We start from the raw sequence: 11,373 nt of genomic DNA, 5'->3' as shown, positions 1-11,373 counted from the left end.
CTAATCCTGCAAAATTTGACGCAAATTGGTCGCCAGCGCTGATACAGGCCAGGTTTTGCCATTGAAACTCACGACCTGCCAGGCGCCATAGAGGCTGTTACACATGATCACATCATCGGCAGCCATCAATTCAGGCAATGACAGGTGCCCCACCCTAACCCCATAGCCCAGCAAAGGGGCTGACTCCATAATACGCTGCCGCGTAATACCTGCAACGCCACAATGACTGAGGTCCGGCGTCACCAGCATTTTACCGGAACGGATGAAAATATTGCTCATAATGCCCTCTATGATCCATCCTGCTTCATCAAGCAATATTCCCTCGCTTATACCTGGATTACTCCATTCCTGACGTGCCAATACATTTTCCAGGCGATTAAGGTGTTTTACGCCGGCAAGCAATGGCTGATGCGCCAAGCGTATCTTGCACAAATGCACTGCAATGCCAAAATCATGATGATGTTGCGGATAATCTGGCAACTCCGCCCGCATCACAATACGGGTTGGGACTTGTTGGGGATTGGCCGCATAACCACGTTCCCCTTGGCCACGAGTAATTGTAATCTTGGCCACACCGCCTCCAGCATCAGCAAACAAATGCCTGACGTCAGCCAGCAAAAGAGGCTCCACAGGGCAAGCAATATTCAAACGCTCACAATCCGATCGCAGTTTTGCGTAATGCAATGTCCAGCAGACCGGCTCACCAGAAGTGACACGCATGGTGCGAAAAACCCCATCTCCATAGGCAAGGCCTCGATCTAGTGGAGAAATTGACTGATCAGGTTGTCCATTGATAAGAAATGATGAATGCAAGCTCATAAAAACATCACTGCTAATACACAGCCGCACATCGTAAAGCATATGCCTGAGTGAAGAAAGAAGAAGCTCAACAATATCTTCCACAAAAGCTGTGGATAATTTTGTGGATGTCTTACGGAAAAGTAAGCTAAAACGCCGCTGGCATTGGAGTTTTTTTCACTTGCCCAGATTTTAGGCAAAAAATTATCCCATTAAAAATCAATGGGATAGTGAAATCTCTATATAAACAACGATTAAAGCTTACATCTTGCTGTCATGTGCGAGAAAACTGTGCATAAAGGTATGTGCATTAACATGTTAGGCACATGCCTTGCTTTCTGCGTCACAGGAAGGCAGAGGCAGAGATTAAATTCTGCGGAAAATCAAAGTACCGTTGGTACCGCCAAAACCAAAATTGTTTTTGACACCTACATCTATTTTCATATCCCGAGCTTCATTAGCACAGAAGTCGAGATCGCACTCTGGATCCTGGTTAAATATATTGATGGTAGGAGGTGAAAGCTGGTTGTGAATTGAAAGCACAGTAAATACCGACTCCAAACCTCCAGCACCACCTAACAGGTGACCAGTCATTGACTTGGTGGAGTTTACAACCAGTTTTTTGGCATGGTCACCAAACGCAGCCTTGATTGCACTTGTTTCATTGGCATCGCCCAGGGGGGTCGAGGTACCATGAGCATTCACAAACTGCACTTGATCAACATTCAGTCCCGCGTTATTCAATGCATTACGCATTGAGCGACGCGGACCATCCATATTGGGTGCCGTCATATGATAGGCATCAGCACTCATGCCATAACCTACCAGCTCTGCATAGATCTTGGCACCGCGCTTCTTGGCAGATTCATACTCCTCAAGCACCATTACCCCGGCGCCCTCGCCAATCACAAACCCATCACGGTCAGCATCCCAAGGACGGCTGGCTGTGGCTGGATCATCATTGCGTGTGGAAAGCGCCCTTGCTGCAGCAAAACCGCCTACAGCCAATTGGGTAATGGGGGCTTCTGCGCCACCGGCTACCATCATGTCCGCATCGCCATACTCAATCATCCGTGCCGCATCACCAATCGAGTGTGTGCCTGTAGTACAGGCAGTCACAATAGCGACATTCGGCCCCTTGAACCCATACATGATGGAGAGGTTGCCGGAAATCATGTTGATAATGGTGCCGGGAATGAAAAATGGCGAAATCTTGCGTGGGCCAGACTCTTTGTAAGTGGCATCAGTATCTTCGATCAATTGCAATCCACCGATACCGGAACCGATGGAAACACCGATACGTTCGGCATTTTCTTCGGTAACGACAATACCAGAATCCTTTACCGCCTCAATTGCAGCGGCCATGCCATATTGGATAAAAATATCCATACGGCGGGCCTCCTTGGCAGGAAGATATTGCGAGACATCAAAGCCTTTGACTTCACCCGCGATTTGCGAGCTGAATGCGCTGGCATCGAATTTGGTGATATTGGTGATACCGGACTTACCGGCGACTAGGTTGGCCCAGGACGACTGCACACCGATACCGACAGGTGACACTACGCCGAGGCCAGTCACTACTACCCTACGCTTGGACAAGGCGACTCCAAGAAAAAATCAGAAATAAAGAAAGAAAAACTTACTTCAGGTTGGCGTTGACGTAATCAATCGCTTGCTGAACAGTAGTGATTTTCTCGGCTTCTTCGTCAGGAATTTCACAGTCAAATTCTTCTTCCAGCGCCATCACCAATTCCACGGTGTCTAGAGAATCAGCACCCAGATCGTCAACAAAAGAGGACTCGTTCTTTACATCAGCCTCATTTGCACCCAGTTGCTCGGATACGATCTTTTTAACGCGTTGTTCGATGTCAGACATCTAAAATATTCCTTTCAAGTTTTAGGTCGCTTAAAAAAGCTCGGGCTATTCTATCAAAAGTCCCGAAGAATTCAAAAAACAGAATTACTTAGTTGTATATGGCCTCAGGCCATATACATACCACCGTTGACATGCAATGTCTCGCCAGTAATGTAACTAGCTGATGAAGAAGCTAAAAATACTACAGCAGCTGCAATATCACCCACATCGCCAAATCGGTTCATGGGAACCCGCTTGAGCAGTTCCTCACGTACATTTTCAGGCAATTCACGTGTCATGTCGGTATCAATAAAGCCCGGAGCGATACAATTGACCGTAATACCGCGACTACCAACTTCAGCAGCCAATGAGCGGGTAAATCCTGCCATCCCGGCTTTGGCGGCGGCGTAATTGGTCTGGCCAGCGTTACCCATATGGCCAACAACAGAGGATATATTGATAATGCGGCCGCTGCGTGCCTTCATCATGGGGCGAAGCACCGCCTGGGACATACGGTAGACCGAAGTCAGGTTGGTGGAAATGACGGCATCCCAATCAGCATCCTTCATGCGCATCAACAAGGTATCACGGGTAATGCCAGCGTTATTGACCAACACACTCACTTCGCCAAACTGGTCGGCAATGGCCTTCAACACAGACTCTACCTGTGCAGGATCATTTACATCCAATGCCAGGCCCAAGCCACCAACCCCCGCCAGTGCCTGCGATATCTGTTCGGCGCCCGAATCGGTGGTCGCAGTTCCTATCACTTTGGCGCCCTGTTTAGCCAGCTCCGATGCAATCGCAGCACCAATGCCACGGCTTGCACCTGTTACCAGCGCGATTTGGCCTTCAAGCATAAATTTCTCCTAACTATTGAATTGCGCGTAAGCTTCAGCCAACGCTTCCTGGTTGATCAATGCCACACACGGCAATTCTGCAACTGAGCGCTTGACCAGGCCGGCGAGCACCTTCCCGGGGCCGCACTCCGCACTTGCCTCCATGCCCGAGGCATAGACGGCCTGGACGGTTTCCACCCAACGAACAGGACTATATAGCTGGCGCACCAAGGCATCCTTGATTTTGCCTGCATCATCATAGGCTGCCACATCGGCATTATGCAGGACTGGGATTTGCCCTGCTGCAAAAGAAATATCCCTGAGATATCCCTGTAGCTCTATGGCCGCGGGTTTCATGAGCGCACAATGGGAAGGAACACTTACCGGCAGCATCAAGGCGCGCTTGGCGCCCTTGGACTTGGCGATTTCAATACCACGCTCAACTGCTGCCTTGTTTCCGGCAATCACAACCTGCCCAGGTGAATTGAGGTTGACGGCTTCCAGAACGTCGCCCTGCGCAGCTTCCACACAAACAGCCCGCACAGCATCATCGTCCAAGCCTAATACGGCAGCCATTGCACCAACTCCCTCGCCCACTGCTCCCTGCATGACTTCAGCACGGTAACGCACCAATGGCAGGGCGATATCATAGGAAATGATGCCAGCCGCAACTAGTGCGCTATATTCACCAAGGCTATGGCCGGCCAAGACCGAGGGCAACGCCCCGCCCTGCGCCTGCCATGCACGCCATGTGGCAACGCCTGCGGCCAGCATAAGCGGCTGGGTATTTGCGGTTTTATTCAATGCCTCATTGGGTTCGGTTGCCATGTGCCAGAAGTCCACGCCGAGAATATCGGAAGCTTCGACAAAGGTGTCCCTGATGACAGCAAGGTCACCAAACCCCTGCATCATGCCAACTGACTGTGATCCCTGACCGGGAAAGAAAAATGCAAATTTCATTATTGGGTCTTCTTGATGAGAGAAAATTAATATTTGAGAAGCACGGAACCCCAGGTAAATCCGCCGCCAAATGCTTCCATCAAAACAGTTTCGCCACGCTTGATACGGCCGTCACGCACAGCAACATCAAGCGCAAGAGGGACAGAGGCCGCTGAAGTATTGCCATGCTTGTCCACGGTCACAACAACTCTCTCCATATCCATCCCCAGCTTCTTGGCGGTGGACTGCAGGATGCGGATATTGGCCTGGTGCGGTACCAACCAATCTATATCGGATTTTTCCATGCCATTGGCCGCAAGGGTTTCATCAACGATGGCATCCAATGTGTTTACGGCAATCTTGAATACGGCATTGCCTTCCATATATATGGTTTTGTCGCCCTCGCGTTCAGAGACCCCGCTGGGAACATTAAGCAGTTTGGAGTAACTGCCATCCGCATGCAGATGAGTAGAAATGATGCCCTGCTCTTCGCTAGCCTGCAAAACCACGGCGCCGGCACCATCTCCCCAAAGGATACAGTTACCGCGATCAGTCCAATCAGTAATACGGGACATAGTCTCCGCACCAACCACCAGTACATTGCGAGCCGCACCACTGCGAATAAAATTATCCGCTGTGGCAAGGGCATAGATAAAGCCACTGCATACCGCCTGCACATCAAAGGCTGGCGCCCCAGCATTGCCGAGTTTTTTCTGCAGCAAGCAGGCTGTACTTGGAAACACTCGGTCTGGCGTTGTGGTTGCAACGATGATCAGATCAAGATCATCAGCAGTAATGCCTGCAGCCTGCAAAGCAGGCACGGAAGCGTGCAAGGCAAGGTCGCTAGTAAACTCGTTGTCTGCAGCGATATGGCGCTCGCGTATACCCGTGCGCGTGAATATCCATTCGTCCGTAGTATCTACCATGCGCTCCAGATCGGCATTGGTCAGGATTTTTTCTGGCAGGTAACTGCCAGTGCCGGCAATACGTGAATATGTCATAAACCCTCTTTCACAGTGGCGCTCACGTCAGCTGTTGCGTCTTCAGTTGCCTTATCAGCCTGTGGCTTCAGATGCTCGATTTCCAGCTGGTTGGTAATGCGGCCAAGAACGCCACTGCGTGATTCCTCTGAGGCAGCAGTAATTGCATATTGAAAAGCAAGACTGTCTGCACCGCCATGGCTTTTGACAACGACACCGCGCAAGCCAAGAAAAGTGGCACCGTTGTAACGGCGCGGATCCAATCTGCGCTTGAATGCCTTTAGCACCGGCATAGCAATCAAAGCCATCATCTTGGTCAGCCAGCTACGCTTGAATTCCTGGGTCAGAAAGCGATTCACCATTTGAGCCAGGCCTTCTGAGGTCTTGAGCGCCACATTGCCAACAAAGCCATCGCAGACCACTACATCAGTCGTGCCTTTATAGATATCGTTACCTTCGACGTTACCGTAGAAATTCAAATGGCTGGCACGTAGCAGCTCACCCGCCTGCTTGACCACTTCATTGCCCTTGATATCTTCAGATCCGATATTAAGCAAACCCACGGTGGGACGCTCTTTATGTTCAACGCAGGAAACCAGCATGGCACCCATAATAGCAAACTGCAGCAATTGCTCTGGCGTGCAATCCGCATTGGCACCAAGGTCCAGCATATAGGTGGTGCCTTTTTGGGTAGGAAGCACGCCGGCAATGGCAGGGCGGTCAATACCTGGCAGGGTTTTCAGCACGAATCGTGCTGTTGCCATCAGGGCGCCCGTATTTCCGGCGCTGACACAGGCGTTGGCCTCGCCGCTCTTGACGAGGTTGATGGCCACACGCATGGAGGAATCTTTTTTGTTCTTAAGCGCGCTTTGCGGCGATTCATCCATGGAAACAACTTCACTTGCATGATGAATGCGCAGGCGGGGACCGACGGAAGCGTGATTGGCGGCCAACTCTGCCTCTATGACTTCCTTTAATCCAACCAGAACAATGTTTAATTGGCTATCTTGCTTGATAGCGCTGAGCGCTGCGGGAACGGTAACATGGGGACCATGATCTCCACCCATCGCGTCAATAGCAACAGTTATATCCATGATCACAATCGGACGTTAAATACAAAAGCGCCAGCCATAAAGGCTGGCGCATAAGCCTGCAATATCAGGGAGATTACTCACCCTTGGCTGGCAATACCTTGCGACCACGATAGTAGCCATTGGGGCTCACGTGGTGACGCAGGTGAATTTCGCCAGTTGTTGGCTCAACTGCCAGTGGTGGGTTGGTCAAAAAGTCATGCGAGCGGTGCATGCCACGCTTGGATGGTGACTTTTTATTTTGTTGAACAGCCATAATTTACTCCTAATTAACTAATCGTTTTGGCTTTTGCCAGTTTTAAGACCTTTTAAAACAGCAAAAGGGCTCGGTTTCTCCAACTCAGTCCTGCCCGTTCCTCCGCAAGTACTTTCTTCATGCTTGGGTGCCAGGGGCAAGGCCAGCAATATCTCGTCTTCTACCAGGTCTATCACCTGCAATTGCGTTTCAGCAACCAGATAATCCACCTCGTCGTCATATTCATCTGAATCTGGCGACGGAATCGCGTTCTCGTTGGCGACTATAATAAAATCAGCATCAAGATCCAGCGAATATTCAAATGAATCCAGGCAACGCTGACACGTCAATATTAGTGCCGCTTGCACCCTGAGCTGCAATATCGGCCTACCTTGCGCATCGACCTTGCCGATCAAGCTAATATCCACCGTTCCGTCAGAGGACGCCAGATACTCGCTCAAGCGAGAAAATCGCAAGAGCGGGAGTATATCATGAAACTCAAGCGCTTTTCTTGCAAACTCGAGGCTATTAATAACAGGTACGTTGATTGCTTGTGCAGTCATAAGGCGCGCATGATATAATTTGTGGGTTTCTGTGTCAAAAATCAGCACCATTTTTCAGGTTTAGGTTTACTCAGTGATCAAAAAAATTCTAATTGCCAATCGTGGCGAAATCGCCGTGCGTATTGTTCGCGCATGCTCAGAGATGGGCATCAAGTCGGTGGCGATATATGCGGATGCAGACCGCCACGCATTGCACGTCAAAAAAGCTGATGAAGCTTACAACATTGGTTCAGATCCTGTATTGGGCTATCTGAATGCACATAATATAGTCAATCTTGCAGTTGCTTCCGGCTGTGACGCACTACATCCGGGCTATGGATTTCTTTCTGAGAATCCAGAGCTGGCAGAAATCTGTGCGCGCCGCGGTATCAAGTTCATAGGCCCTGACGCCAAAGTCATCCGCCAGATGGGGGATAAGATCCAGGCACGTACTGCCATGATCAAGGCTGGCATCCCTTGCGTACCTGGCAGTGAAGGCAACCTGGCCGACCTGGAAGAGGCCCGCAAACTCGCCGCCAAGATCGGCTATCCAGTCATGCTGAAAGCAACCAATGGTGGTGGCGGCCGAGGCATACGCCGTTGCAATGATGAAAAAGAGCTGCTCGGCAACTATGACCGCGTCATTTCTGAAGCCAGCAAGGCATTTGGCAAGCCGGAAGTGTTTCTTGAGAAATGCGTGGTGAACCCACGCCATATAGAAGTACAAATTCTGGCCGACAGCCACGGTAACGTAATTCACTTGTTTGAGCGTGACTGCTCCATCCAGCGGCGTAACCAGAAGCTGATTGAAATTGCCCCGTCCCCACAGCTAAGCAAGGCTCAGCGCGACTATATAGGCACGCTTGCGGTCAAGGCCGCCAAGGCGGTTGGATATAAAAATGCCGGCACCGTGGAATTCCTGCTCGACTCCGATAACAACTTCTATTTCATGGAAATGAATACCCGCTTGCAGGTGGAACATACTGTTACGGAATCCATCACCGGGATTGATATCGTACAGGAGCAGATTCGTGTCGCCGACGGTCAGCGTCTGCAATACAAGCAGGCTGAGGTACAGTATCGTGGCTTTGCCATGGAGTTTCGTATCAATGCAGAAGATCCCAAGAACGACTTCCTGCCCAGCTTCGGCAAAATCACACGCTACTACTCTCCTGGCGGCCCGGGCATCCGTATGGACGCGGCCATGTATAGCGGCTATGTGATTCCGCCTTACTATGACTCCATGTGCGCCAAACTGACTGTCTGGGCACTGAACTGGGAAAGTGTGGTCGAACGCGGCCGACGCGCGCTGAGTGATACCGTGGTCTATGGCGTAAAAACCACCATCCCTTATTATCAGGAAATTCTTAAGCACCCGGATTTCCGTGCCGCAAAGTTTGATACAAGCTTTGTAGAGGCACACCCCGAGCTTGCCAACTATGCAACAGAACTCCCTCGGGAACTGATTGCTGCGGCGATTTCTGCTGCAATAGCTGCCCACGAGGGTATCTGAGGCTTACATTAACACCTTGAAGTGGTAAAAAGATTATGGCAAAAGTACATGTAACAGACGTAGTTCTACGTGATGGTCACCAGTCGCTGATTGCGACCCGCATGCGCACCGATGACATGCTGCCCATCTGTTCAAAACTCGACTCAGTTGGCTTCTGGTCGCTTGAAGCGTGGGGAGGCGCCACTTTTGACGCCTGTGTGCGTTACCTGCGCGAGGATCCATGGGAGCGCCTGAAGAAGCTGCGCCGTGCCCTGCCCAATAGCCGCATCCAAATGCTGCTGCGCGGCCAGAACCTGCTCGGCTATCGCCACTACTCGGATGATGTTGTACGTGCTTTTGTGCAGAAATCTGCAGACAATGGCATAGACGTATTCCGCATTTTTGATGCGATGAACGACATCCGTAACCTTAAAACCTCCATTGAAGCAGTCAAAGCCGTTGGCAAGCACGCAGAAGGCACCATCAGTTACACAACCAGCCCAGTCCATGATATCCCATACTTCGTCAACCTGGCGAAGGAGCTGGAAAGCTTTGGCTGTGACACGATTGCCATCAAGGATATGGCCAGCCTGCTGACACCACAAGTGACCGGCGACCTGGTCAAGGCATTGCGTGCCGCCACCAGCCTGCCTATCCACCTGCATGCTCATGCAACGTCAGGCCTGGCAAGCATGTCCATTCAACGCGCCGTTGATAACGGTGTTTCCATTGTTGACGGTTGCATCTCATCATTTGCCGAAGGCGCCAGCCTGCCGACCACCGAAAGTATTGTGGCTGCGCTCAAGGGAACCGAATATGACACCGGCCTGGATATTGGCCTGCTGCAGGAAATTTCTGCTTACTTCCGTGAAGTACGCAAGAAATACTGGCAATTTGAGAGCGAATTCACCGGAGTGGATACCCGGGTGCTGGTCAATCAAGTGCCGGGCGGCATGATCTCCAATCTTTCCAACCAGCTCAAGGAGCAAGGCGCGCTTAACCGCATGGATGAAGTGCTGGATGAAATCCCGCGCGTTCGTGAAGATTTGGGCTTCCCTCCTTTGGTAACGCCCACATCACAGATCGTTGGCACCCAGGCAGTACTCAATGTGATGACAGGCGCACGCTATAAGTCTGTCACCAATGAGGTCAAGAACTACCTGCTTGGCCATTACGGCAAGGCACCTTCCACAGTAAATGCAGATGTACGAAGCCTGGCCGTAGGCAATGCCGAAGTGATTGAGTGCCGCCCTGCGGACCTGCTCAGCGCCGAAATGGAAAAACTGCGCAATGAGGTAGAAGGCCTGGCCAAGAGTGAGGAGGATGTGCTGACCTACGCCATGTTCCCTGACCTTGCCAAGACCTTCCTGCAAGAGCGCAATGCAGGCAGTCTCAAGCCCGAGCCGTTGCTGAGCAAGGATACGGTAACCACCAGTGCTTCACGCTATGCCCCGAGTGAGTTCAACGTCACCCTGCATGGTGAAACCTTCCATATCAAGCTGACCGGCAGCGGGCATCATGGCGAAGAACAGCGTCCATTCTATGTTTCAGTAGATGGGGTGGCGGAAGAAGTGGTTGTGGAAACCTTGAGCGAAATTGAAGTATCAGGCGCACAGAACGGTAACGGTGAAGCCAAGAAAAAATCCAGCAACTCCAGCAATGGTAGCGGCCGCCCCCGCCCTTCCCATCCAGGCTGCGTCACGACCGCCATGCCAGGTACCATTGTGGATGTTAAGGTCAATATTGGTGACAAGGTCAGCGCAGGCGATGGAGTACTGGTCATTGAGGCCATGAAGATGGAAAATGAAATCCAGGCTTCCAAGACTGGTGTGGTCGTTGCCATACACGTCAAGAAAGGCGATTCTGTCACCCCTGACGAAGCATTATTAGAAATTCAGCCCGATTAAAGCCGGATACCCAGTGCTTTGATCTAAATAAAAGCCGGCCTAGCCCGGCTTTTTACTTTTGGCCCATTATTAATCTTCAATATGGATATTTTCACTTTATCAATGAACAAGCCTCCTCTCATACTTGCCTCTTCCTCGCCCTACAGGCGTGAACTGCTGGAAAGACTGCAACTGCCGTTCAGCAGCGTAGCGCCAGAGATAGATGAAACGCCTTTGGCAGATGAACCCCCTGAGCAAACTGCGCTGCGGCTGGCGCAATCCAAGGCCAGGAAAATTGGCGAGACATGCAATGATACCTTGATCATAGGCTGCGACCAGGTTGCCACCATAGATGGACAGCAACTTGGCAAGCCTCTTACCCATGAAAATGCAGTACGCCAGTTACAACTGATGCGCGGGCGTAGTGTGATTTTTCATAGTGCCCTCTGTCTTTACAATGCTTGCACCGGCAATATGCAAGCGGAAGTTGTCCCTTATACTGTCAATTTCCGCCAACTCAGCAATCAACAGATAGAGAACTACCTGCGCAAGGAGCAGCCCTACAACTGCGCTGGTAGTGCCAAGTCGGAAGGACTGGGCATAGCAGTAATCGCATCCATGCATGGTGACGATCCCAACGCACTGATAGGCCTGCCACTCATCCGGCTAGTCAGCATGCTGGAAAATGAAGGAATTAGCGTGATCTAGCATCACGC

General features: G+C 51.0%; 12 protein-coding genes. 3 read left to right on the top strand and 9 right to left on the bottom strand.

Annotated features, from left to right (window positions below; translation table 11 throughout):
- The 9 genes from pabC to LG200_RS05455 form a co-directional block, all read right to left on the bottom strand.
- On the bottom strand, positions 1 to 819 hold the full coding sequence (pabC, locus tag LG200_RS05495; protein ID WP_226756578.1) for an aminodeoxychorismate lyase: 819 nt from the start codon (positions 817 to 819) through the stop codon (positions 1 to 3).
- 345 nt (positions 820 to 1,164) lie between these two features.
- Positions 1,165 to 2,397 carry a beta-ketoacyl-ACP synthase II gene (gene fabF, locus LG200_RS05490; RefSeq protein ID WP_226756577.1) on the bottom strand — a complete coding sequence of 411 codons (1,233 nt, stop codon included), beginning with the start codon at positions 2,395 to 2,397 and terminating at the stop codon, positions 1,165 to 1,167.
- 40 nt (positions 2,398 to 2,437) lie between these two features.
- On the bottom strand, positions 2,438 to 2,674 hold the full coding sequence (acpP, locus tag LG200_RS05485) for an acyl carrier protein (RefSeq protein WP_011479726.1): 237 nt from the start codon (positions 2,672 to 2,674) through the stop codon (positions 2,438 to 2,440).
- A 104-nt stretch (positions 2,675 to 2,778) separates the two neighbouring features.
- Entirely contained in the window at positions 2,779 to 3,513 is a 735-nt protein-coding gene (gene fabG / locus LG200_RS05480; protein WP_226756576.1) for a 3-oxoacyl-ACP reductase FabG, read from the bottom strand.
- A gap of 9 nt (positions 3,514 to 3,522) precedes the next feature.
- On the bottom strand, positions 3,523 to 4,452 hold the full coding sequence (fabD, locus tag LG200_RS05475) for an ACP S-malonyltransferase (protein ID WP_264193808.1): 930 nt from the start codon (positions 4,450 to 4,452) through the stop codon (positions 3,523 to 3,525).
- A gap of 26 nt (positions 4,453 to 4,478) precedes the next feature.
- Positions 4,479 to 5,432, bottom strand: a complete 954-nt coding sequence (locus LG200_RS05470) for a beta-ketoacyl-ACP synthase III (RefSeq protein WP_226756575.1) — start codon at positions 5,430 to 5,432, stop codon at positions 4,479 to 4,481.
- Positions 5,429 to 6,505 (bottom strand): phosphate acyltransferase PlsX, encoded by a 1,077-nt coding sequence (gene plsX / locus LG200_RS05465; RefSeq protein WP_226756574.1) that lies wholly within the window; start codon positions 6,503 to 6,505, stop codon positions 5,429 to 5,431. Before plsX ends, LG200_RS05470 begins: the two co-directional genes overlap by 4 nt.
- Positions 6,506 to 6,578: 73 nt before the next feature.
- The gene (gene rpmF, locus LG200_RS05460; protein ID WP_226756573.1) at positions 6,579 to 6,758 is read right to left on the bottom strand and encodes a 50S ribosomal protein L32; all 180 of its coding nucleotides are present in this window, start codon (positions 6,756 to 6,758) and stop codon (positions 6,579 to 6,581) included.
- Positions 6,759 to 6,775: 17 nt separating this feature from the next.
- Positions 6,776 to 7,300: a YceD family protein gene (locus LG200_RS05455; RefSeq protein WP_226756572.1), complete on the bottom strand. Its 525-nt coding sequence runs from the start codon at positions 7,298 to 7,300 to the stop codon at positions 6,776 to 6,778.
- Positions 7,301 to 7,373: 73 nt separating this feature from the next.
- Between LG200_RS05455 and LG200_RS05450 the strand changes: the two genes are divergently transcribed.
- From LG200_RS05450 to LG200_RS05440, 3 genes are all read left to right on the top strand, one after another.
- Positions 7,374 to 8,792, top strand: a complete 1,419-nt coding sequence (locus LG200_RS05450) for an acetyl-CoA carboxylase biotin carboxylase subunit (protein ID WP_226756571.1) — start codon at positions 7,374 to 7,376, stop codon at positions 8,790 to 8,792.
- Between the two features lie 35 nt (positions 8,793 to 8,827).
- Complete coding sequence (gene oadA, locus LG200_RS05445; RefSeq protein WP_226756570.1) at positions 8,828 to 10,678, top strand: sodium-extruding oxaloacetate decarboxylase subunit alpha; 1,851 nt, start codon at positions 8,828 to 8,830, stop codon at positions 10,676 to 10,678.
- A gap of 102 nt (positions 10,679 to 10,780) precedes the next feature.
- Positions 10,781 to 11,365, top strand: a complete 585-nt coding sequence (locus tag LG200_RS05440) for a Maf family nucleotide pyrophosphatase (RefSeq protein WP_226756569.1) — start codon at positions 10,781 to 10,783, stop codon at positions 11,363 to 11,365.
- Positions 11,366 to 11,373 lie beyond the last annotated feature (8 nt).

The sequence above is a fragment of the Methylobacillus caricis genome (genome assembly GCF_020532705.1).
Lineage (GTDB): Bacteria > Pseudomonadota > Gammaproteobacteria > Burkholderiales > Methylophilaceae > Methylobacillus > Methylobacillus caricis.
This window is presented reverse-complemented; position numbering and strand designations above follow the sequence as displayed.

Bases quoted from the DNA above. Each gene is read 5' to 3' on its own strand.
- pabC (WP_226756578.1), bottom strand. From the start codon at position 819: ATGAGCTTGCATTCATCATTTCTTATCAATGGACAACCTGATCAGTCA.
- acpP (WP_011479726.1), bottom strand. From the start codon at position 2,674: ATGTCTGACATCGAACAACGCGTTAAAAAGATCGTATCCGAGCAACTG.
- fabG (WP_226756576.1), bottom strand. From the start codon at position 3,513: ATGCTTGAAGGCCAAATCGCGCTGGTAACAGGTGCAAGCCGTGGCATT.
- fabD (WP_264193808.1), bottom strand. From the start codon at position 4,452: ATGAAATTTGCATTTTTCTTTCCCGGTCAGGGATCACAGTCAGTTGGC.
- LG200_RS05470 (WP_226756575.1), bottom strand. From the start codon at position 5,432: ATGACATATTCACGTATTGCCGGCACTGGCAGTTACCTGCCAGAAAAA.
- plsX (WP_226756574.1), bottom strand. From the start codon at position 6,505: ATGGATATAACTGTTGCTATTGACGCGATGGGTGGAGATCATGGTCCC.
- rpmF (WP_226756573.1), bottom strand. From the start codon at position 6,758: ATGGCTGTTCAACAAAATAAAAAGTCACCATCCAAGCGTGGCATGCAC.
- LG200_RS05455 (WP_226756572.1), bottom strand. From the start codon at position 7,300: ATGACTGCACAAGCAATCAACGTACCTGTTATTAATAGCCTCGAGTTT.
- oadA (WP_226756570.1), top strand. From the start codon at position 8,828: ATGGCAAAAGTACATGTAACAGACGTAGTTCTACGTGATGGTCACCAG.
- LG200_RS05440 (WP_226756569.1), top strand. From the start codon at position 10,781: ATGAACAAGCCTCCTCTCATACTTGCCTCTTCCTCGCCCTACAGGCGT.